At 62.1% G+C, this 22,166-nt stretch carries 22 protein-coding genes, 1 tRNA gene and 1 pseudogene; 13 read left to right on the top strand and 11 right to left on the bottom strand.

Annotated elements, in window-relative coordinates:
* The first annotated feature begins 40 nt into the window (after positions 1-40).
* Entirely contained in the window at positions 41-1,594 is a 1,554-nt protein-coding gene (locus CAP37_RS09560) for a fumarate hydratase (RefSeq protein ID WP_086123952.1), read from the top strand.
* A complete protein-coding gene (gene murI, locus CAP37_RS09565; RefSeq protein ID WP_256926923.1) occupies positions 1,591-2,391 on the top strand; it encodes a glutamate racemase in 801 nt (266 codons plus the stop codon). The genes CAP37_RS09560 and murI overlap by 4 nt, the downstream gene beginning before the upstream one ends.
* 3 nt (positions 2,392-2,394) lie before the next feature.
* On the opposite strand, the gene CAP37_RS09570 is transcribed toward murI, so the two are convergent.
* Positions 2,395-3,708, bottom strand: a complete 1,314-nt coding sequence (locus CAP37_RS09570; RefSeq protein WP_086123954.1) for an MFS transporter — start codon at positions 3,706-3,708, stop codon at positions 2,395-2,397.
* A 36-nt stretch (positions 3,709-3,744) separates the two neighbouring features.
* Complete coding sequence (locus tag CAP37_RS09575) at positions 3,745-4,368, bottom strand: DUF6806 family protein (protein ID WP_086123955.1); 624 nt, start codon at positions 4,366-4,368, stop codon at positions 3,745-3,747.
* A gap of 140 nt (positions 4,369-4,508) precedes the next feature.
* On the opposite strand from CAP37_RS09575, the gene CAP37_RS09585 reads away from it, so the two are divergent.
* Positions 4,509-4,595, top strand: a tRNA-Leu gene (locus tag CAP37_RS09585).
* Positions 4,596-4,638: 43 nt separating this feature from the next.
* Here CAP37_RS09585 and CAP37_RS09590 read toward each other — a convergent pair.
* Positions 4,639-5,223, bottom strand: a complete 585-nt coding sequence (locus CAP37_RS09590; RefSeq protein ID WP_086123956.1) for a TetR/AcrR family transcriptional regulator — start codon at positions 5,221-5,223, stop codon at positions 4,639-4,641.
* Between the two features lie 101 nt (positions 5,224-5,324).
* Here CAP37_RS09590 and CAP37_RS09595 point away from each other — a divergent pair, with 101 nt between their 5' ends.
* From CAP37_RS09595 to CAP37_RS09620, 6 genes are all read left to right on the top strand, one after another.
* Positions 5,325-5,741 (top strand): VOC family protein, encoded by a 417-nt coding sequence (locus tag CAP37_RS09595; RefSeq protein ID WP_086123957.1) that lies wholly within the window; start codon positions 5,325-5,327, stop codon positions 5,739-5,741.
* Position 5,742: 1 nt separating this feature from the next.
* A complete protein-coding gene (locus CAP37_RS09600; protein WP_218776840.1) occupies positions 5,743-7,113 on the top strand; it encodes an MATE family efflux transporter in 1,371 nt (456 codons plus the stop codon).
* Positions 7,114-7,189: 76 nt separating this feature from the next.
* Positions 7,190-7,630 (top strand): hypothetical protein, encoded by a 441-nt coding sequence (locus CAP37_RS21530; protein ID WP_143435921.1) that lies wholly within the window; start codon positions 7,190-7,192, stop codon positions 7,628-7,630.
* Position 7,631: 1 nt separating this feature from the next.
* Entirely contained in the window at positions 7,632-8,465 is an 834-nt protein-coding gene (locus CAP37_RS09610; RefSeq protein WP_179190177.1) for an alpha/beta fold hydrolase, read from the top strand.
* A gap of 136 nt (positions 8,466-8,601) precedes the next feature.
* Positions 8,602-9,042, top strand: a complete 441-nt coding sequence (locus CAP37_RS09615; RefSeq protein WP_218776841.1) for a MarR family winged helix-turn-helix transcriptional regulator — start codon at positions 8,602-8,604, stop codon at positions 9,040-9,042.
* Between the two features lie 82 nt (positions 9,043-9,124).
* Positions 9,125-9,922 carry a helix-turn-helix transcriptional regulator gene (locus CAP37_RS09620; RefSeq protein ID WP_086123962.1) on the top strand — a complete coding sequence of 266 codons (798 nt, stop codon included), beginning with the start codon at positions 9,125-9,127 and terminating at the stop codon, positions 9,920-9,922.
* Between the two features lie 21 nt (positions 9,923-9,943).
* Here the strand turns inward: CAP37_RS09620 and CAP37_RS09625 are convergent, their stop codons facing one another.
* Positions 9,944-10,270: a DUF1330 domain-containing protein gene (locus CAP37_RS09625; protein ID WP_086123963.1), complete on the bottom strand. Its 327-nt coding sequence runs from the start codon at positions 10,268-10,270 to the stop codon at positions 9,944-9,946.
* Between the two features lie 217 nt (positions 10,271-10,487).
* Between CAP37_RS09625 and CAP37_RS09630 the strand changes: the two genes are divergently transcribed.
* A complete protein-coding gene (locus CAP37_RS09630; protein WP_086123964.1) occupies positions 10,488-11,324 on the top strand; it encodes an MBL fold metallo-hydrolase in 837 nt (278 codons plus the stop codon).
* Between the two features lie 38 nt (positions 11,325-11,362).
* Here CAP37_RS09630 and CAP37_RS09635 read toward each other — a convergent pair whose 3' ends face one another.
* Both CAP37_RS09635 and CAP37_RS09640 read right to left on the bottom strand, forming a co-directional pair.
* Positions 11,363-11,953, bottom strand: a complete 591-nt coding sequence (locus tag CAP37_RS09635) for a DinB family protein (protein WP_306297828.1) — start codon at positions 11,951-11,953, stop codon at positions 11,363-11,365.
* Positions 11,950-13,134: an NADH:flavin oxidoreductase/NADH oxidase gene (locus tag CAP37_RS09640; RefSeq protein WP_306297829.1), complete on the bottom strand. Its 1,185-nt coding sequence runs from the start codon at positions 13,132-13,134 to the stop codon at positions 11,950-11,952. The genes CAP37_RS09635 and CAP37_RS09640 overlap by 4 nt, the downstream gene beginning before the upstream one ends.
* Here CAP37_RS09640 and CAP37_RS09645 point away from each other — a divergent pair.
* The 3 genes and pseudogenes from CAP37_RS09645 to CAP37_RS21980 all read left to right on the top strand — a co-directional run.
* Positions 13,103-14,059, top strand: a complete 957-nt coding sequence (locus tag CAP37_RS09645) for a helix-turn-helix domain-containing protein (protein WP_179190178.1) — start codon at positions 13,103-13,105, stop codon at positions 14,057-14,059. The two genes, CAP37_RS09640 and CAP37_RS09645, sit on opposite strands and share 32 nt — an antisense overlap.
* 110 nt (positions 14,060-14,169) lie before the next feature.
* Positions 14,170-15,060: a hypothetical protein gene (locus CAP37_RS21535; protein ID WP_143435923.1), complete on the top strand. Its 891-nt coding sequence runs from the start codon at positions 14,170-14,172 to the stop codon at positions 15,058-15,060.
* A 267-nt stretch (positions 15,061-15,327) separates the two neighbouring features.
* Positions 15,328-15,903 (top strand): annotated as a pseudogene (locus tag CAP37_RS21980) (YdeI/OmpD-associated family protein); the annotation flags it as partial.
* 84 nt (positions 15,904-15,987) lie between these two features.
* Here the strand turns inward: CAP37_RS21980 and CAP37_RS21985 are convergent.
* The 5 genes from CAP37_RS21985 to carB all read right to left on the bottom strand — a co-directional run bounded on the left by CAP37_RS21985 (position 15,988) and on the right by carB (position 22,146).
* Positions 15,988-16,431, bottom strand: coding sequence for a DUF4149 domain-containing protein (locus tag CAP37_RS21985; RefSeq protein ID WP_086123967.1), 444 nt, complete (start codon positions 16,429-16,431; stop codon positions 15,988-15,990).
* The gene (gene greA / locus CAP37_RS09665; protein WP_086123968.1) at positions 16,431-16,907 is read right to left on the bottom strand and encodes a transcription elongation factor GreA; all 477 of its coding nucleotides are present in this window, start codon (positions 16,905-16,907) and stop codon (positions 16,431-16,433) included. The genes CAP37_RS21985 and greA overlap by 1 nt, the downstream gene beginning before the upstream one ends.
* Before the next feature lie 107 nt (positions 16,908-17,014).
* Positions 17,015-17,743: an alpha/beta fold hydrolase gene (locus CAP37_RS09670; RefSeq protein ID WP_086123969.1), complete on the bottom strand. Its 729-nt coding sequence runs from the start codon at positions 17,741-17,743 to the stop codon at positions 17,015-17,017.
* Positions 17,744-17,849: 106 nt separating this feature from the next.
* A complete protein-coding gene (locus CAP37_RS09675; protein WP_086124914.1) occupies positions 17,850-18,824 on the bottom strand; it encodes a helix-turn-helix domain-containing protein in 975 nt (324 codons plus the stop codon).
* A 64-nt stretch (positions 18,825-18,888) separates the two neighbouring features.
* Entirely contained in the window at positions 18,889-22,146 is a 3,258-nt protein-coding gene (carB, locus tag CAP37_RS09680; RefSeq protein WP_086123970.1) for a carbamoyl-phosphate synthase large subunit, read from the bottom strand.
* Positions 22,147-22,166: the final 20 nt, after the last annotated feature.

Below are 22,166 nucleotides of genomic sequence, written 5' to 3' on the forward strand. Positions count from 1 at the left end.
TGGCAAGCGGCCTTCCATCAACCTCATCCCAGTCCTCCCCATGACGACCACGATCCAGCGCGACGACCTTGTAGAGAGCATCGCCGCCGCCCTCCAGTACATCAGCTACTACCACCCGGCCGACTACATCGCCCACCTCGCGCGAGCGTACGAGCGCGAGCAGAGTGAAGCTGCGAAAGACGCCATCGCGCAGATCCTCACCAACAGCAAGATGAGCGCGACGGGCCACCGACCGATCTGCCAGGACACGGGCATCGTCAACGTGTTCCTGAAGGTGGGCATGAACGTGAGGCTCGAAGGCTTCGCCGGCAGCCTGGAAGACGCCATCAACGAAGGCGTGCGCCAGGGCTACAACCACCCCGACAACCAGCTGCGCGCCTCGGTCGTGGCCGATCCGCAGTTCGCTCGCAAGAATACGAAGGACAACACGCCGGCCGTGATCTTCACCGAACTCGTGCCCGGCGACACCGTAGAAGTGACGGTGGCCGCGAAGGGCGGCGGCAGCGAGAACAAGAGCAAGATGATCATGCTCAACCCGGGCGATTCCGTGGTCGACTGGGTGCTGAAAACCGTGCCCACCATGGGCGCAGGCTGGTGCCCGCCGGGCATGCTGGGCATTGGCATCGGCGGCACGGCTGAGAAAGCCGTGTTGATGGCCAAGGAAAGCCTGATGGACGACATCGACATGTACGAGCTGCAGGCCAAAGCCGCCAAGGGCGAAAAGCTCAGCCAGGTGGAAGAACTGCGCCTGGAGCTCTACGAGAAGGTCAACGCGCTGGGCATTGGCGCACAGGGCCTGGGCGGGCTCACCACCGTGCTCGACATCAAGATCAAGATGTACCCGACCCACGCGGCCAGCAAGCCAGTGGCCATGATTCCCAACTGCGCGGCCACACGGCATGCCCACTTCGTGCTCGACGGCAGCGGCCCGGTCTACCTGGACGCGCCCAGCCTGGACCTGTGGCCCAACGTGAACTGGGTGCCCGACACGCAAAAGAGCCAGCGAGTGGATCTGAACAAGCTGACCAAAGCCGAAGTGGCGAGCTGGAAACCCGGCCAGACTCTGCTGCTCAACGGCAAAATGCTCACCGGCCGAGACGCCGCACACAAGCGCATCCAGGACATGCTCGCCAAAGGCGAAAAGCTGCCGGTGGATTTCACCAACCGCGTCATCTACTACGTCGGCCCCGTCGACCCGGTGCGCGACGAAGCCGTGGGGCCTGCGGGCCCCACCACCGCCACACGCATGGACGGTTTCACCGACATGATGCTGGCGCAGACCGGACTGATCGCCATGATCGGCAAGGCGGAGCGCGGCCCGGTGGCCATCGAGTCCATCAAGAAGCACCAGAGCGCCTACCTCATGGCCGTGGGCGGCGCGGCCTACCTGGTTTCCAAAGCCATCAAGCACGCGAAGGTGGTGGGCTTTGAAGACCTGGGCATGGAGGCCATCTACGAATTCGACGTGGTCGACATGCCGGTGACGGTGGCGGTGGATGCGGGCGGCACCAGTGCGCACATCACGGGTCCGGCCGAGTGGCAGAAGCGCATTGCCACGGGCGAGTTCAAGGGCATCAGCGTCGCCGCAGCTTGAAGACGGTCGGCGTGTTCGACAGCGGGGTGGGCGGCCTGAGCGTGCTGCGCGCCCTGCTCGCCGAACTGCCGGGCACCCGCTTCGTTTATGTGGCCGACAGCGCACACGCGCCATACGGCGAACGCGCGGCCTCGTACGTTTCAGCACGCACCCAACGCATCACCGCTTACCTGCGCGAGGCCCACGCCATCGACGCGCTGGTGCTGGCCTGCAACACGGCCACCGCACACGCCATCGACGATCTGCGCAAGAGCCATCCGGACCTTCCGGTCGTGGGCGTGGAACCGGCGCTCAAGCCTGCTGCCGCGAGCAGCCGCAGCGGGCGCATCGGCGTGCTGGCCACGCGTGGCACGCTCGGCAGCGCACGATTCGCTCAGTTGCGTGATCGACAGGTTTCGGCCGCCACACGCCCGCTGCACTTCAGTTGCCAACCGTGCGACGGACTGGCCGATGCCATTGAAAGGCACGATGCCGCCGCCATCCTGGCCCTGTGCGAACGCAACGTGCACACGCTGCGCGAGCGGGCGGGGCCGGAGATGGACACGCTGGTGCTGGGCTGCACGCACTACCCCTTTGCCGCAGACGTTCTGAGTCGCTTGTGCGGCCCGCAGATCACGCTGGTGGATACGGGTGCACCCGTGGCACGGCGAACGCGCGAAATCCTGGGTGAATCCAGCCGGGCGGAGGGTGCCCCAATGCCACCCGTGCTGATCGCCAGCGGTTCGACGCAGGCGCTGACGAAAGCCGCGCAGCGCTGGCTCAACGTGCAGGTGATGGCATGCCCTCTGCCGGTCTGAACGTCAGCGGGTGGGGGCTGCCTCGCCCAGTGCGGCCGCCCGCCCGCGCGCCATGTTCACCGGCATCAGCAGCGCCAGGCCAATCAGGAACAGCACGGCGGTAAAGCCGATGGCCAGGCGCTGGTTGCCCCCGGTCATCCAGGTGATGGCGCCATAACTCAGCGGACCGATGATGCTGGCCACTCGCGTCGCGAAAGTCCACAGGCCGAAGAACTCCGCCAGTTGGGCCGGCGGCGCGAGCATGCCGGCCATGGCTCGGCCTGAAGACTGGCTCGACCCCATGCACACGCCCGCAATGGCGGCGGCGTACCAGAAGCCGCCTTTGCTGGTGGTGAGCGCCGCGATGATGCAGGTGGCCATCCATCCCACCAGCGTGATCCCCAGCGCGAGCTTGTGGCCCAGGCGGTCTTGCCAGTAGCCAAAAGCCAGGGCACCCAGCGCCGCCGCAATGTTCAGCACAAAGATGAGCACCATGGTTTCCTGCTGCACGAAGCCGATCACCTGCTCTGCGTAGATGGCTGCCAGGGTGATCGCCACCGCCACTCCTCCCTGATAAGCAGCCACGCAGGCCAGCAGCCACATGAAATCGCGGTATCGGCGCGCCTGCTGAAAGGTACGCCGCAACTGGCGAAGCGACTCGCGCCAGCTGCCGGCAGCCACAGCCCCCACCTGCGGTTGCGCGCGCTCACGCAGCAATACCAGCGTGAACAGCGCAGCGGCACCGAACACTGCGGCCGTGATCAGCATGGTCACCGGCACAAACTGTTCCGCCTTCTGTCCCTGGGCCTGCGCCCACAGCACATAGCCCAGGCACAGGCCCAGCGCCAGCATGCCGCCCACATAACCCAGACTCCAGCCCCAGCCGCTCACCCGGCCCATGGCCTGCGCGCGCGCCAGCTCAGGGAGGAAAGACGCCACCAGCGACTCGCCCCAGGCGAAAAACACGTTTGAAACAATGATCAGCAGCACCCCCAGCACCACCGCCCCCGGGCCCACCAGGCCGAGCGCGGCCGTGGCCAGCACGCAGCCCACGGTGGTCATCATCAGCAGGCGCTTTTTCGCTGCATGACGGTCGGCCCAGGCTCCCATGGCCGGGATCGTGAACATCACGATCAGATGCGACACGCTGAGTGCCGCCGTCCAGGCGAATGTGGCCCAGTCGGCGCCTCCGGCCACCGCACCCACGAAGTACGCCGCAAACACCGCCGTGATCACCACCGTGGTGTACCCCGAGTTGGCGAAGTCGTACATCGCCCAGCCGAACACCTCGCGCTTGCGCACGCCGGGATTCAGGGCATCGGTGGAGAAGAAGGCCATGCTCGCGCGCTCCGCAGTGAGAGACCGCGCGACGCGTCAGTGCAAATGACGTGGCTTGCGCGGCCCGCCGTGACCGGAGGAGCCGCCAAAGCCGCGCGGCGGCTTGCCGAGCTGCATGGAGCTGACCAGCGCGTCAAAGCGTTGGGAGAACAGCTTGTCGATCGAGGCCACCACGTCACCGAGTTCGGACTGATCGAAATGGCGCTCCATCACATGCAGCACGTCCTGCACCAGCAGGTCGCGCTGCACCTGCATGATGGCCGCGGGCGTGGGGCCCACGAAGCACATCAGGAAGTCGTCTCGTGCTTCCTCATCGGCCGACTCGTCTTCCTCGTCGTACTCGGCATCGTAGAAAGACACTTCCAGCGGCGCGCCGGCCGAGGCGATTTCGTTGAGACCCATGCAGGCCTCCTCAATGGCCTGGCGAAAATCCTCGTCGCCCGGCACCGTCCAGCAGATCTGCAACACGTGGGCTTCTGCGTCGAAGCGGATGCCGGGTTCGTCTTCATAACTGCTCTCGGCTGCAGCCGCCAGCGACTTGGCGCCGGCGTATTGCCACAAGGGCTTGAGCGCGTCCTGGATCTGGCCAAAGACCACGTCTTCACGCAGCGGAACGTCGCCGTGCACATGGATCTCAAAGGGCGCGTTGTATCGGGTCATGGAAACTCACTGTACCGGCGAAACCGGAAAAAACCTAGCCTGGTGCCTCGAGGCGGACTCGAACCGCCAAGGCGCTACGGCGACCACGGATTTTAAGTCAAGCACTCGATTGCACGCGAGGTATCATGCCCGACAGCCCTGCGCGGGTGGCGAAATCGGTAGACGCCCGGGACTTAAAATCCCGTATCCGAAAGGGTGTGCGGGTTCGATCCCCGCCCCGCGCACCAATGAAAGCGGACGCCGCGTCGCTTTCAACAATCCCCCAGAAGCCTACCGAGCAAGAGATCGCCAGAAGCCGCGAACCGCCCGGTGCCATTGGCGCGCAGGGATGGCGCGAACGCTGTTGCCGACCTGCAAAGCGAGAGCGTTCAATGCCCCGTTCATCATGGTGGTCAGCAGTTCCGGATCGCCGTCGAATGTGAACTCGCCGGACGCCATGGCATCGCGCAACGCCGCACGCAATGCGTTGACGCTCAACCGGTCATCCAGCTGGTGCCAGCGTTGCCAGCCGAGCACCGTAGGGCCATCGACAAGCAGGATGCGCCGAACGTCGTCGCGCGTCACGAATTCGATCCAGGCTATCGAGCCACGCTCCAGCGCGTCAAGCGCGCCGCGCGCACGGGCGGTGGCGACCTCCACGCACGGCAGCGCTTCCTCAACAAGCTGAATGCAAACCGCCTCGAACAGCGCCGATTTGTCGGCGAAGTGATGGTAAAGAGCGCCTCTTTGCACGCCCGCACCGGCAAGGATCGCTTCAGTGGAGGTGGAGGCAAAGCCGTGCTGCGCGAACAGCGTGCGCGCGACGCCCAGCAGTCTTGATCGCGTCAGCGCGGATCGTTCAGGGTTTGTTGCCATGACCTCGATAGTAATAGACAGACTGCCTGTTTGTTGAGAGAATTTTTAAAGAAACAGACAGTCTGTTTCTTATTATCCAATCGACATTCAAGGAGCTTTCGATGCGATTCAGCGACCGATACCCCATCATCGTCACCGTCCACAAGAATGCTTGCCGCGATTTCTGGGTCCAGCACCTGAAATTGGAGGTGGGCTTCGACAGTGACTGGTTCGTCTGGCTCACCGCCACAGACGGCAGCATGTCCATTGCCTTCATGACGCCCGATCACCCCTCGGCGCCGCCGGGGCCCGAGGCGTTCTCTGGAAAAGGCATGTGCTTTGAGTTGCAGGTGGAAGACGCTGGCCTCGAGCACGCCAGGTTCATCGCAAGCGACGGCCAAGTGGGATACCCACTCACCGACGAAGCGTTCGGGCAGCGCCGATTCGGATTTGCTGACCCGTCAGGCCTGTGGGTCGATGTGGTGCAGCAGATCGAACCGGATGCGGGCTATTGGGATCGATACATGCGGGCCAGCTGACATGCACGCGACTACATTCCGCGCGCGGCGCACGGGGGCCAGCCAGTTTGCGAGTGACCTGCACTCACTGGTCACCCTTGCGCTGCCCATCGTCGCAGGGCTGGTTTGCAGTGCGCTGATGGGCCTGGTGGACAGCGCAGTGGTTGCGCCGCTGGGCCATGCGGCACTGGCTGCGGTCTCGCTGACAGGGTCTGTATTGCTGGTGTTCATCGCGACCCTCTTTGGGCTGATGAGCGCCACAGGCATGCTGGCCGCGCAGTCGTTTGGCGCCGGAATGCAGGCGGCGGTGTCCAGCCACCGACGCGCCGGTTGGCGTTTTGCATTGGCAGCCGGCTTCTCAGCGGCCGCTCTGATGGGGGTGGCCTGGCTGTTGCTGCCATTGCTCGGCCAGCCTCAAGACGTGCTGGCGGTCATGTTCGGCTACTGGTTCTGGTCGGCCCTGACCCTCGTTCCTCTGGCCCTGCTGTTCGCCTACAAGCAGTTGTTCGACGCCATCGACCGCCCCGGGATCGCGTTGGCGGTGCTGGCAGCCACGGTGCCGCTGAATGCTGGCCTCAGTGCATGGTTCGTTCAAGGTGGCTTCGGTTTGCCGGCCTTCGGACTGGTCGGAGCGGGTGTCGGCAGCTTCCTGGCAAACGTTGGCGCTGCGGCTGGTTTCGTGCTGCTGGCGAACCATCACCCCGCGTTGCGGCGGTGGTTTCACGAGACCGCGCCATGGCGCGAGGCCCTGAAACGGCAGCACACAGAGGGTGCGCCCATGGGCCTGCAGTACCTGTTCGAAACAGGTGCAAATGCGGCCGCCGGTCTGATGGTCGGCGCGTTTGGTGCAGTGGCATTGGCGGCAAATCAGATCACGATGTCGGTAACCATGTTGCTGTACATGGTGCCACTGGGCATTGCCTCGGCCGCAGGTCTGCGCATTGCACAGGCAGTAGGCGCCGGTGACCATGCGGCGTGCTGGCCGCTTGCTCGGGCGGCCCTGCTGGTGGCTGCCGCGTGGATGGGTACGGCCGGTGTTGCGCTTGCGTTGGGCGGTCACAAGGTCGCGCGCTGGTTCAGCGTCGACGAAGCCGTGATCGCAACCACCGCTGCACTGTGTGTCTCTGTGGCTCTCATGCAGGTTGCTGACGGCGTTCAGAGCGTAAGCCTGGGCGCATTGCGGGGGCTGCTCGAAAGCCGTTGGCCAACGCGCGTTTCGCTCGCCTGTTGCTGGTGTATTGCGCTCCCCGCCGCATGGGTGCTGTCAGAGCTGCTGGGGTTCGGACCCGCAGGAGTCTGGTGGGGATTCGGCATGGGGCTCACGGTAGCGGCCGCGGCGCTGACTCTCCATCTCCGCCAGATCACGCAGCGACCAATGCGACCTGACAGGTAGTCGACGCCCTACAGCACACAGCTGAACATCCCCATGAAATCCTTCCGAGAACACCACCCAACCTGAAGCACTCAACATGACCTCTACAACCAACGCCACATCCACACTGGACACTGCGCCACCTCGCCCAAGCCTGGCTGCGGTACTGATCTTTGATGCCTTTACCTGTGCAGCCATGGGCTTGGGACTGCTGGTGTTGACGCAAGTCCTGGCGGCGTTACTTGGGCTGCCACCAGCGCTGTTGAAATGGGCGGGTTTGCTGCTGATGCCCTGCGCTTTGCTGATGATGGTGGCCGGTGTCAGGCAGCCCCCCATTGCCGCACTCGTGCTGCTGATCGTGATTGGCAATATCGCGTGGGTGCTTGCAAGCTTGTTTTTTGCCTTTTCGATCGACGGCATCACATCCATCGGGCGTACCGCCGTTCTCGCGCAGGCCGCAGCCGTGCTGTTGCTGGCCTGGCTTGAGTGGCGTGGCCTCGATGCCCAATGGCGCTCTGGTTCCCAAGGAGCGTACTGAAATGGAATCCGCCCAACGCGAACCGGGAACCAACCATGTGACCGCCGCCGACGGCACCCGGCTTTACTGCCGATCCTATGGACAGGGACCCACGGTGATACTGACAGCCGGTTGGTCGTTGCCATCGGACATGTGGGCCTACCAGATCGTGCCTCTGGTGGCTCGTGGAATGCGTTGTGTGATCTACGACCGACGTGGGCACGGACGCTCTGACGACAGCGGACGTGGCTATGACTACGACACGCTTGCCGACGACATGGAGGCGGTGTTGTCGGCGATGGCAGTTCAGGACGCGACGCTTGTAGGCTATTCGTTCGGTTCGGGCGAGTGCGTCCGCTATCTGACCCGGCACGGTATGGGACGCATCAAGCGATTGATGCTGCTGGCACCCAGTACCCCATTCCTGCTGTCCTCACACGACAACCCAGCAGGCGTTGATGCCGCTGTTTTCGAGCATCTTCGCCAAACCATGGCTGCCGACTACGCGAAATGGGTGGACGACAACGAAGATCCTTTCGTGATCCCCGCCACCTCGCGGGGCATGAGGCAGTGGCTGAAGTCCCTCATGATGCAGTCATCGCTGCCTGCGCTGCTCGAGTGCAACCGCATCATGACCACGACCGATTTCCGCCCAGAGGTCCGCGCGCTGGCACTCCCGGTCTCCATCGTTCAAGGCGATCGTGATGCGTCACTCCCATTCCCGCTGACCGGCCAACCAACCTATTCGTTGATTCGCAATGCAAAGCTCACGGTATACGAGGATGCGCCACACGGCCTGTTTCTGACCCATACCGAAAGACTGAATGAGGACATCGCTGCTCTTGTGCAGGCTTAGACGCTCGTACGAGCACAGCTGACCGTGGACATCGAAAGTCCGGGGCAACAACTGCTTGCATAATGAAGTTGTTGCTTTGGAGTCAACATTCATGCCCTCACCGCCGCGTGCGAAAGTCCTTCATCTGGAGCGCAGCTTGCTGTACCACTTCGCGGGCATTACCGACCGCGTGGGAGGCAGCATGCACATGCTGTGCCGTGACCGCTATGGTCTTTCGCCAGCAGCCTGGCGCGTGATGGCCCACGTCGGCGAGCTACAACCCATTACGGCAAAAGAGATCGGACTTCGAGCCGCAATGGACAGTGTCAATCTCTCGCGTGCAATGGGTCAGCTTGATGCGTTGGGCTTTCTTAAACGCCACATCGATCCGGCTGATCGACGACGGATCGTGCTTCAGTTGACGCCTGCGGGGCAGTCGGCCTATGACACGCTTGTACCCCTCAGCCTGGAAGCCGAAAGGACATTGCTAGCCGAGTTGAACGCGCAAGAGCGAGCCACCCTCCGCGAGCTTGCTCACCGCGTCTGGGAGCGATCACGCCGCCTGTTCGATGACACGGATCAAGAAACTTCCTTCTAAATGCAATAGTTGCATTATGCAGCTAAATAGCTGAGAATACGGCCCACTACGGTGGCGGTGTGCCGCCGGCGGAGGTTGAAAGATGACCAATCTTTCTGGGTTGCTTCGAATGGTCCGGCTCAATGCGGGTTGCTCCCAACTCGAACTCGCGCTTCGTCTGGACGTGTCTCAGAGACACATCAACTTCATTGAACGCGACAGAGCGCGTCCGAGCCGCGGGCTGCTGCTTGCATGGTTGCGAGAATTGGGGGGGAACACCTCCCTGGCGAACGCCGCACTGCTGAACGGGGGCTATTCGCCCCTGTTGCCCCACGCCAGCCTGCCTTCCAGAATGACAGGCAACGACTCAGTGGCCTTGCGAACGATGGAACTGCATTACCCAAACCCGGGCCACGTCTTCAACAGTGACTGGTACATCGTCCAAGCAAATCCTGCGAGTCGCTGGATTTGCGATCTTGTGATGCCTGGCGTCTGGCAAGAGGAGCAGCTCGATATGCTGGCCACCCTGGCAGACCCGCGCGGCTGGCTTTCTCGCGCGCACGAGCCCGCAAAAATTGCCAGGGCGCTTCTCGCGCAAGTCCGCACAGAGCAGTGGACTCGACCTGGTCTGAAGCTCCGCGTTGACACGCTTCAGAGCGCTCTCGAAGCGAGGTATGGCAAGCTGAAGCTGCCGACACAACAAGAACCGGTTGCCACATCGTTTGATGTGACCCTGGAAACGCCGCTCGGGTTGATGAGCTTCTGCGCAGTCCAGACGGTCAGCGGTTTGCCACATGACGCGATGGGTGCACGCCTCAGGACCGAACTCTGGTATCCCACTGACCTGCAGACATCGCATTTGCTGCGTCAGCATGCACAGGGCGCTGGCAAATCCAACTAATGCAATCGCGTCGCTCTGTATTCAATACCGCTTCAAGAGATCGGACGCGCTATACCCCGGGGCAACGCCATCCACAAGCAGGACTGCACTGTCCGAGTTGTATCGACGCATAGCAAGAATCTCTTGGTATTCCTTGCAGAAGTACCAGTCTCGGGCGTTTTTCATGGTGGGAAATTCAATCATGACCAGGTGCCCCGTGAACTCACCATCCATGACCACCGGGTTGTCTCCGTGGACGAGAAATCTGCCGCTGTGTGGCTCCAGTGTTCTGGTGATCTTCCGGATGTATTCAATGATCGAGGCATTCCAGTTGACGCTTCGCATGAGGGCGACAGCATAGGCGGGCATAGGCGCTCCAGGTACCAAAGACGCTCATCATGCGTGGGGCGAAACTGCGCCGCCAACTACCTCCGACGTCAAGCCTGCCTGTCGACGGTTCAGTTCCGTGTCATGTGAACGTGACTCAACAGGTAGTCGACGCCATCGCTGCCGATCGACATAGTTGCAAGTGAACTTCCACCAAAGCCGGTAACACCCCTCCAGGAAGAACCAGAAAGGATTTCGCATGCAGGTGCAGGAAGTGGCGCCGAATGTCTTGGTGTTCGTGGGACAAAGCCACCATTCGGTCGCCACGGCATTCGTGTCGGGGCAGGAAGCCATTTTGGTGGACACGCTGGCGGGGGCAGACGATTCGCATTTGCTGTTTGAAACCCTGTGCGGCCGTATGGGCAAACGCGTTCGCGCCGTGGTGGTCACCCACTACATGTCCGATCACCTGGGCGGCCTTCACCTCTACAAAGGCGCTGAAGTCATCGCACATGCTCACCACATGCACACCTACTTCTCGCAGGGCACGCGAGAGTCCCACGTCGAGCGCCATTTCGTGCGCCCAGACAGAGTGATCCACGATGGGCTTGATCTGGTCTGGGGCGGCAAGCTCATCCGCATCTTCCACAATCCGGGTCACACGGTCAGCACCCTGAACATCGACGTGCCCGCACTCGACTTGCTGCTGACATCGGACAACCTGGTGGGTCACATCGCCTACCTGTCATCTTCGGCACCCGACATGCTCGATGGGGCCTTGTCCAGAATTGAACAGCTGGGTCGCAGGATTCTTGTGTCTGGTCACCTCGGCGTTCAGGCAGGTGAAGCCGCTCACAACGCTCGAGACTACCTCCGTCGGCTGGCCGGCGAAGTACAAGGGTGCCGAGATGAAAGTGGAGTTCTCGATGCAGCTCTAATGAGCTTGATCCCAGTGGAGAAGTGCCGCGTAGGCGGTTACGCTTTGACTGACTTCGAGCGCGAATGGCATGGCTACAACCTTGACGTGATCGGCGCGCGGGATCTCTTCCCGCTTGGTAATACTGGAAAGCTGGAACCCCTCGCGTCTCTCACTTAAGGGGTTAGCAAGGCGCGACACCTCGGGCCTGAGACCGACTACAGGCCCCCCGCATTCTCACGAACGGCGTACAAGAAGCGGATCATTCCCAACTCTGCGGCGTTCTTCATGAGCTCCACGTTCAGCCAGGCTGCAATGGTCTGCAGATCGCTGTTGGGAAGAGGCCAGCTGTCTGGCCTGGATTCCTCCCATTGGGTTTCGGAACTGTTCTCCAGAATGGCGCGCCACTTCTGACGGAGGTCGTCAATGCGCAGACGAACGCCGTTTGCCGATCCTGCCCATTCCAAGTCCGGCGAGACGGTTGCAGATCGCCCCTCGACATGCTCCAGCGTCTTTGACCACCAATAGCAGATGTGCCAGGTGGTCCATGCGATCGTGGGTGGCCCGATGTCGTATCTCTCGTGCTCTGGCCACTGCGCATGCCAGCTACCAGGCTTGCGCTCCACGACATGAAGACATCGCGCGGCAGGTTTCCACAAGCACTCCTGGGTGGTCAGTTCGTCCAGGTGGTAGGCCATCAGAGACCAAGCGATGTCAAACTGCTTTAGAAGGACATCTCGAACTGCGGTGGTGTCTCTCATGTTTAGATGGTGCTGCAGATGCGCTCTAAAGAGCACGAACAACGTCATCGGCTCGTCGCGAATGCAGACCGGTAGGGCGCTGGCACGTACACCTCATGCATGAGAGTGGCTTGTGCTCGCAGCGGCCAGTAGGGATCGCGCAAGAAGGCGCGCCCGAGGAAGACCAGATCAGCATCACCCGATGCCACCACGTCTTCAGCCTGGTCAACGTCGGTGATGAGCCCGACAGCGGCTGTCAGGATATCAGCGTTGTCCCGGATGTGCCTTGAAAAGGGAACCTGATAACCCCTCTCGAGCGGAATCTCGGCATTCGCCGCAATGCCTCCGGAAGATACATCAATCAGGTCCACGCCATGCAACTTGAGGTCGCCGGCCAGCCGTGTCGAGTCCTCTAGGCTCCATGCACCCGGGATCCAGTCGGTTGCCGACAGCCGCACAAAGAGAGGCGCATCATCTGGGATGACTTCGCGAACTCTGGTGACCACCTGGCCGAGGAATCGGGTTCTGTTCTCGAAAGAACCGCCATAACCGTCAGTGCGCTTGTTCGAGAACGGGGACAGAAACTGGTGCAGCAGATAGCCATGCGCCGCATGAATCTCGACAACATCAAAGCCTGCCAAGGTGGCTCGCTGTGCTGCCGCTGCGAAGTCCTCAAGACAGCGTTCAAGTTCCGCTTCTGTCGCGGGTTGGGGCATCGGATCGCCGGCTCTGAAACGAACGTCGCTTGCGGAGAGAATGGGCCAGGCCCCCTGTTCGGACGTCAAGGGCGCACCACCTGCCCAGGATGGATGACAACTTCCTTTTCGACCGGAGTGTGACAACTGGATCGCGGGGATCGAACCTTGATCTCGAATGAATTGCGCAATACGCGACAGCGGTTCGATTTGTGCGTCGTTCCACAATCCCAGGCAACCCGGGGATATGCGCCCTGCCGGGGACACAGCAGTGGCCTCAACCATGACCAGACCAGCACCACCAACGGCTCGGCTACCAAGGTGAACAAGGTGCCAGTCATCGGCCACGCCGTCGCTTGCACAGTATTGGCACATGGGGGACATTGCTATTCGGTTGCGGAGTGAGACGCCCCGTATTGACAAAGGAGTGAACAGTGTTGGAGTCTTCATGGGCTGCGATTCTGAAGCCCGCGCAGGCTGCGAGACACTGGCGGATACGACAATATTCATTAATAATCCGCCAATGATCGACTCGCAGCCAACCGTCGTAGCCATCGTCTATCAGGGGATGAGCATGTTCGAACTCGGCATCGTTGCCGAGGTATTCGGAGGCACTCGACCAGACTTCCCGAAGCCTCTGTTCAAACTGAAGTTTGCCCAAGCAGAACCAGGAGCTCTGAAAACCATAGGTGGCCTGCAACTTCGCGCGCACGGAGGGTTGGGATTGCTGCGAGGTGCTGATTGCGTGGTGGTTCCTGGCTGGCGCGATGCGCACGAATTTCCTCCGCCAGCCCTGCTGCGAGCGCTGGTTCGGGCTCTGGCTCAAGGCTCGCATGTCATTTCCCTTTGCTCTGGGGCATTTGTGCTGGCCAGCGCCGGCATTCTCGACAACCGACGTGCCACGACGCACTGGCGATACGCAGACCTGTTTCGAGAGCGATTCCCGCAGGTGCACTTTGACCCGGATGTCTTGTACGTTGAAGATGGAAAGGTCATGACGTCGGCTGGCAGTGCGGCGGGGATCGACGCATGCCTTCAAGTCGTGCGGCGTCAATATGGTGCCGACGTGGCAAACACGGTTGCACGCGCGATGGTGACGAATCCGCATCGGGCTGGTGGCCAGGCGCAATATGTCCGCCGCCCAATGGCGATCCGGCCGGACCGATCTTTGGCGCCGCTGCTTGAATGGGCACGCAGTCAGCTGGGCAATGGAATGACAGTTTCAGCGCTTGCGAAGCGCGCCGCCGTCAGCGACCGAACCTTGCTGCGCAAATTCGTAGGTGAAGTGGGCATCACCCCCAAAGCATGGCTCCAGCAGGAACGAATCTCTGAAGCGCAGCGTCTGCTCGAGGCCACAGAAACACCCTTGGAAGGCATCTCGGAAGCCGTTGGCTATTCGACGATCGGAGCGTTCCGCACCGCATTCCGCCAAACGGCTGGCGTAGCTCCTGCGACCTATCGGAGCAACTTCCGAAAATGACTGGACTTGCAGCGTCGCCAACGCCACGGAACCTTCGAATACCCGACAGGTAGTTGATCCCAGGGTCAACGGGGCATAGCGTGTGAACAGCATCACTACGCTTTACGCACATGAATCCCGATGATCTCCCGGAGTCTCCAAAGGCCTACCACTCTCTCGTTCTCTCCGTCACCGCCCTGTGCAGCGCCATTGCAGTTGTTGGCTGTGGCGGTGCAGACGAGGTCGACCCGAGCCGTTCCTGCATCCCTTCGCCTCGTGTGGGACCTACGCAGCCTATCCTGACGTCACTTGCACCTTCAGTGGTGGCAACGGGAGGAGCCTGGCGGGGTGTCGAGATTTCGGGAACGGTGTCCCAGCTCGATCCTGATCGCACCTTGTCTCTCAGCGATTGCGTCATACGCGGCTCCCTGGTGTGGGTTGGCAAGCTCACACTGGAGCGCTGCACGATAGAAGGCAGCGTCGCTCAAGAGACGGGCTGGATGTCATCCTGGTCGATCGATCCCGAACTGGCGCGATGGACCATTCGCCACACACACATCCAGGGACGGGGGCAAACGGTTGGTTTGCGTCCCAACGGACGGACACTGTACGACTCGACGAGTCGAAGGCCGTTGCTGGTGGAAGACTCCATCGTTGAGATGGGACAGACATATCCACCCGCCCATTCAGAGGCGATGCAAATGCTGGGAGGCCGTGATCAAACGTATCGCCGGGTGGTGTTCCGCAACAACGGTGTATTCACTAACGCACAAACCGCGGTGGTGTTCTCCAAAGCCGCCGAGGTCAGGTTTGAGGACTCAGCCATTCTTGCGGCGCCCGTCCCGGTGGGCGAACGTCCTGCGACAGGGCAGTTCACCCTTTACCTGAGCCATCCCACGACATTCAAAAACACTGTTGTCCAGCAAGGACTGGCGGGGCGTGTGTATCCCGATGATCGCGCAAATGCGGTGGATGCAGGCGGCAACATGGATGAGCACTGTCGTCCGATTGCGCTGCCCTGACGCGGGTTTCACGGGCGCCTTACCTTTCAGGTCGTTGACCCGCCCCACGCCCGGACTTCTACTCTTTCCCCGAGTCTTGTTAACTACCTTGAAAGGTGAGGATATGGACTATCTGACGATCCAGCCCATCCATGGCTACACCTCGCTTGACGGATTTTGCGACGACAGGTCATTCAGATGGGTTTGGAGGAAGGCCTGACCTCGACGTTGGAACGCCTCGACGAGCTTCTCCTGACACTTAACTAAGCACTCAGAAACCCCCGTCTGATGTCCACACCAGAACAAACTGCCGCGGTTGATGCCTACGCCGGCAAGATCGGCGACTTTGCCAAACCGGTCCTTGCTCACCTGCGCGCCATCATCCACGCCAGTTGTCCAGAGGTCGTGGAAGAAATCAAATGGGGTATTCCGCATTTCAGCTATGGGGGCGACTTCCTGTGCATCTTCGCGGCGTACAAACTGCACTGCTCCATCACGTTCTACAAGGACGCGCTGATGGTTGATGCGCGTTTCAAAGCCAATGCGGGTGTCCCAGCCGCGAAGCGTTTCATGGGAAAACTCACCGGCATTGCCGATCTACCGCCAGATCGAGATCTGAAATTCTGGATCAATGAAGCCATGGTGCTCACCGAGCAAGGTCTGAAACTTCCGCCGCGAGAAACCAGGACGCTCAAGGACGTCGAAAAGCCTGCAGACTTCGAGCAGAAGTTGCAGGCCAACCCAAAGATCGCAGAGATCTTTGAGAGCAAATCGGCGTCCTATCGAAAGGAATACAACGTCTGGATTGACGCAGCCAAGACTCAGGCAACACGCGACAAGCGCATTGAAGAGGCCATAGCCTGGATCGGGGAAGGCAAGGAACGCTTCTGGAAGTACGCCAGAAAGTTACCGTCCGCTCTCAGGCGTTCACGGCACCGGGTAAATCGGTCAGCCCTGGACAGATCGCGCACTACTCAAGCGCCAGAGCACCGCACCGGCGCACAACCACTGACCCAGCACCATGCCGGTGCCCACGCCATGCCACAGCCGCAGGTTACCGCCGGTGGCACGCGCGGTGACGATGTTCTGCGCCACGGCGAACTCCTGCATCAGGGCCAGCAGCATCGCAAAGAGCACGAAGCCCATGGTGGTCAGGGCCTCGGGGGAAACGGAAGCGCCTTCGCTACGCCAGCGGCGCAACAGGAGCAGCAGTGCCAGCCCGAGCACCAGGCCCGCCCAGCATTGAAGGGAGAAGATGCGCGCCGCCACCGGCCCGGCCGCTGCGGGGCTGCCCAAAGTGGCGAACAGCATGGGCACGGCGAGAAAGCTCAAGGCCGTGATGCCACCCCACCAGAGCGCGGCCAGAAAGATGGAGAGCCGTTTCAGCGGCATCAGGCGTAGCGCACCGCCACGATCTCGAAGCGTCTGGTGCCGCTGGGTGCCTGCACCTCCGCCACGTCACCTTCCTCCTTGCCGATCAGCGCGCGCGCAATGGGGCTGTTGATGTTGACTAGGCCGTGCTTCAGATCGGCCTCGTCTTCACCCACGATCTGGTAGGTGACGGCCGTGCCGCTGTCTTCGTCTTCCAGCTCCACGGTGGCGCCGAACACCACCTTGCCGCCCGCATCGAGCTGCGTCGGGTCGATGATCTGGGCGGCAGAGAGTTTTCCCTCGATCTCGGCGATGCGGCCCTCGATGAACCCCTGACGGTCCTTGGCGGCGTCGTACTCGGCGTTCTCGCTCAGGTCACCCTGGGCGCGTGCCTCGGCAATCGCGTTGATCACCCAGGGACGGTCCACGGTCTTGAGCCGGTGCAATTCTTCCTTGAGCTTCTCGGCGCCGCGCGTGGTGATCGGAATGGTGGCCATATGTGCGTGTCTCCAAAAGCAAACCGCCGGGCGTTGCCGCTCGGCGGTGTTCATGAAAACCCATTATGCCGCGAAAGAATGCGGCCCCCCATTCGGGCAAACGCGCGTCAGTCGCGGCCGGCCTCTTCCATTTTTCGGGCCAGCAAGGCCGGGTCGGTGAAGCACAGTTCGTGGCTTCCCGGGCAGGTCACCAGCCGGTAAAGCCCCAGGCGCTCCGAAAGGCGCGGATGCCAGGGCAGGCTGTGGGGCATCGCGGTGTCTTCGGTGCAGAGCAGGTAGCTCTTGCCCATGGGTTTGGCCGCCAGCTCACTTTGCAGCAACACCGGTTCGGTGAAGGTGCGGTAAGGCTGGAGATTGAGCCGGTCGAACGCGCTTTGCGCCAGGGCGGCGTCGGCATCGTTGATGAAGGCTTCGCGCCAGATCGGATAGGGCAGCATGACCGCGTTGCCATTGGACGCGGCAATTTCGTCGAACAGCGCCCGGTAGTGCGGCGGCACCATGTCGTTGAGGCATTCGCCACTGAGTGGCACAAAGGCGCACCAGTAAACCAGGCGGGTGATGCGATCGGGCACCCGGTCGGCGACCCCGCTGATGACCATGCCGCCGTAGCTGTGGCCAACCAGCCGCACGTTGCGCAGGTCGTTCTTCTCCAAGTACTCGACGACGGACTGCACCGCTTCGGTCAGGCCGCTGGTGGCGCGGTCGTCGCCCGCACGGTTGCCGGCCAGCGTGGGGCAATGCACCGTATGGCCGCGATCGCGCAGGTGCTGCGCCACGGGCTCCATTTCAGCGCCGGTGTGCCAGGCGCCATGCACCAGAACATAGGTATCTGCCATCGGGTGTCTCCTTCGGTGTGGATGGGGCCCTGCAGCTTAGGCAGAACTCCCGCCGCCCGATGGCGCAAGCGTGCCACGGGGGGTGGCTGGTTCGTGCCAGGTGTCTTCAGCCCCGAATTCGCTCACGGCGCCAGCGTGCCGGCGTGGTGCGAAACTGGCGCTGGAACTCGCGCACGAAATGCGAGGCGTCGGCGAAGCCGCAGCGTCGGCCCAGTTCAGACACCGAGACGTGGGCAAGCCTGGCCTGCTCCAGCAGCTGCGCCGCGCGCTCCAGGCGGAGACGCCGAAGGCTCAGCGCAAAGCTTGTCGACTCAGCAGCGAAGGCGCGGTGCAGGGTTCTCACTGACACGCCGAGCTGGTCGGCCGCCCATTGCGACGTCAGGCCGGCATGGTCGAGCTGGTTCTGCTGGAGGCGCTGCGCGCGCAGGAACAGATCGCGTTGAGGTGGCGAAGTCACCGATGGCATGGGCTCAATGGCCGCAGCCAGCATGGCGCCGAGCTGGTCACACAGCAGATCCGAGGGGTAACCAGCCGCCAGCAGCGGGTCGTGGGCAAACTGAAGGCACAAGCCCGAGAGCGCCCTGCCCCACCCTTGGTCTCGTTGAGCCACGCGCGGCGCGGCTGCGTCCACCTGCGTCAGCCACTGGCCGACCCAGGCGCGGGGCAACTGAATGGACATGACTTCCACGGACTCGGGAAAATGCAGTTCGTACAAATGGGCCGAGTCGACCAGCACCGCATCGCCCGGGCGCAGCCCGACACGATGACCCCTCTGGCGCACGTGCCACGGGGTCTGGCGCTGGGTGATCAGGTAGAACGGGTGGCTTGCGCTGCGTGCAATGCCGGCACGCGTGCGGTAAACATCCTGGGTGGATGCCTCCACCTGGTTGAAAGACAGCGGACCCACCTCGACACTGGTGAGGCGCCCCTCGAAGGCCAATGCCTGCCGCGAGCTGCAGTCCATTTCCAGAAAGGCCTCGCAGATGGCACCCACCCAGTAGTCGAGTCGCCCTCGCGCGTCCACCCCGTCGGTCGACCACTGCCTGGCCATGCCCTGTGATTGAGTGACGGAGGCTTCCATCGCGCCAATGTAGCGCTGCGTCAGCACCGGCGCCTTGGCGCAAACCCGCAGAGCGGGGCCGGCGTCAGAGCTGTGCGTGCATCTCCTGGACCGAGATCACGTCCAGCTTGTCGAGGTACTTCATACCCTCCACCGCCGCTTCCGCGCCTGCGATGGTGGTGAATGTGGTTACGCGGGCCAACAGTGCCGAGGTGCGGATGGCGCGCGAGTCCGCGATGGCATTGCGGCGCTCTTCCACCGTGTTGATGACCAGCACGATGTCGCCGTTCTTGATCGCGTCGACGATGTGCGGGCGGCCTTCGGTGACCTTGTTCACCGTCTCCACCGCCACACCGGCTGCGCTGATGGCAGCGGCTGTGCCGCGCGTGGCCACCAGTTCGAATCCCATGCCCACGAGTTCGCGCGCGATCTCGACGGCGCGCGGCTTGTCGCTGTTTTTAACGGTGAGGAACACCTTGCCCGAAGTGGGCAACTTGGTGCCGGCCCCGATCTGGCTCTTCACAAACGCTTCGCCGAAGGTCTTGCCCACGCCCATGACTTCGCCGGTGGATTTCATCTCCGGGCCGAGGATGGTGTCCACACCAGGGAACTTCACGAACGGGAACACGGCTTCCTTGACGCTGAAATAAGGCGGCGTCACTTCCGCGCCGATGCCTTGCGCGTCCAGCGACTGGCCCGCCATGCAGCGCGCCGCCACCTTGGCGAGCTGGATGCCCGTGGCCTTGGAAACAAAGGGCACGGTGCGCGACGCACGCGGGTTCACTTCCAGCACAAAGATCACATCCTTCTTGACGCCGTTCTCTTCCACTTCCTGGATCGCGAACTGCACATTCATCAGGCCGATCACGTTCAGGCCATCGGCCATGGCCGCGGTCTGGCGCTTGAGCTCGTCGACTGTGGCCTTGCTGAGGTAATACGGAGGCAGCGAGCAGGCAGAGTCGCCGCTGTGCACGCCAGCCTGCTCGATGTGCTCCATCACGCCGCCGATGAAGACCCGGCCCGTGTGGTCCCGGATGGCATCCACGTCGCACTCGATGGCGTCATTCAGAAAACGGTCCAGCAGCACAGGCGAATCGTTGCTCACCTTGACCGCCTCGCGCATATAGCGCTCCAGATCTCGCTGCTCGTGCACGATTTCCATGGCACGTCCACCCAGCACGTAGCTTGGGCGAACGACGAGTGGATAGCCCAGCGCAGCGGCTTTCTCAAGCGCTTCGGGCTCAGCGCGCGCCGTGGCGTTCGGCGGCTGGCGCAGGCCCAGCGTGTGCAGCAGTTTCTGGAAACGTTCGCGGTCCTCGGCGGCGTCGATCATGTCGGGGCTGGTGCCGATGATGGGCACGCCGGCGGCCTCCAGGCCGAGCGCCAGCTTCAAGGGCGTCTGTCCGCCGTACTGCACGATCACACCGAGCGGCTTTTCCTTGTCCACGATCTCCAGCACGTCTTCCAGTGTGAGCGGCTCGAAGTACAGACGGTCGCTGGTGTCGTAGTCGGTCGACACGGTTTCGGGATTGCAGTTGACCATGATGGTCTCGTAGCCGTCCTCGCGCATCGCGAGCGCGGCGTGCACGCAGCAGTAGTCGAACTCGATGCCCTGACCAATGCGGTTCGGGCCTCCGCCCAGAACCATGATCTTCTTGTTGTTGGTCGGCTCGGCCTCGCACTCACCGTCTCCATGACCTTCGTAGGTGGAGTAGAGGTAGGCGGTGTCGGTGGCGAACTCGGCCGCGCAGGTGTCCACGCGCTTGTAGACCGGACGGATGTTCTCTGCAATGCGGCGTTCACGCACGGCTTGATCGTTCGTCTTCAGCAGCTTGGCCAGGCGGCGATCGGAAAAGCCCTTTTTCTTCAGGCCACGCAGGGTCTCTGCGTCGATCGCATCTAGGCTGGTTTTCTCCAGCGCCAGTTCGATCTTGACGATCTCTTCGATCTGCACCAGGAACCACGGATCGATCTTGGTGAACTGGTGTACTTCTTCCATCGTCCAGCCGGCAGCAAAGGCATCGCCCACGTACCAGATGCGATCCGGACCAGGCTCACCGAGTTCGCGCTCCAGCGTCTCGCGGTCCTGAGTTTTCTCGTTCATGCCGTCCACGCCCACCTCCAGCCCGCGCAGGGCTTTCTGGAAAGACTCCTGGAAAGTGCGGCCCATGGCCATGACTTCACCCACGCTCTTCATCTGTGTGGTCAGGCGGCTGTCGGCGGTAGGGAATTTCTCGAACGCAAAACGGGGAATCTTGGTGACCACATAGTCGATAGACGGCTCGAACGAGGCCGGCGTGGCGCCGCCAGTGATCTCATTGCGCAGTTCGTCCAGCGTGTAACCGATGGCCAGCTTGGCCGCCACCTTGGCGATCGGAAAACCCGTGGCTTTGGAAGCCAGTGCAGATGAACGCGACACACGCGGGTTCATCTCGATCACCACCATGCGCCCGTCTTTCGGGTTGATGGAGAACTGCACATTCGAGCCACCGGTGTCCACGCCGATCTCTCGCAGCACGGCCAGGCTGGCGTTGCGCAGAATCTGGTATTCCTTGTCGGTCAGCGTCTGCGCGGGCGCGACGGTGATGGAGTCACCCGTGTGCACGCCCATGGGATCGAGGTTCTCGATGGAGCAGACGATGATGCAATTGTCCGCCTTGTCGCGCACGACTTCCATCTCGTACTCTTTCCAACCCAGCAGCGATTCCTCGATCAGCAGCTCGTTGGTGGGAGAGGCCTCCAGGCCGCGCTTGCAGATGGTCTCGAACTCTTCCGGGTTGTAGGCAATGCCGCCTCCCGTGCCACCCAGCGTGAAACTGGGGCGAATGACCACGGGGAAGCCCACGGTCTTCTGCACGCCCCAGGCCTCTTCCAGGCTGTGGGCAATGCCCGAGCGCGCCGAGCCCAGACCGATCTTGGTCATCGCGTCCTTGAACTTCAGACGGTCCTCCGCCTTGTCGATGGCCTCGGGCGTGGCACCGATCAGCTCCACGTCGTACTTGGCGAGGACGCCATTGCGCCAGAGATCCAGCGCGCAGTTCAGTGCGGTCTGTCCACCCATGGTGGGCAGGATCGCAAAGCCGCCCTGAGACAGCGCACGTTCCTTGGCGATGATTTTCTCCACCGTCTGCCAGGTGATGGGCTCGATGTAGGTGACGTCGGCCGTAGCCGGGTCGGTCATGATGGTCGCCGGGTTGCTGTTGATCAGCACCACGCGATAGCCCTCTTCGCGCAGCGCCTTGCAGGCCTGAACGCCGGAGTAATCGAACTCGCAGGCCTGGCCAATGATGATGGGGCCGGCGCCGATGATGAGGACGGTCTGGATGTCGGTTCTTTTGGGCATGGTTCGCGGTGAGTTGCGCT

Source organism: Hydrogenophaga sp. IBVHS1, from assembly GCF_002127265.1.
Lineage (GTDB): Bacteria > Pseudomonadota > Gammaproteobacteria > Burkholderiales > Burkholderiaceae_C > Hydrogenophaga.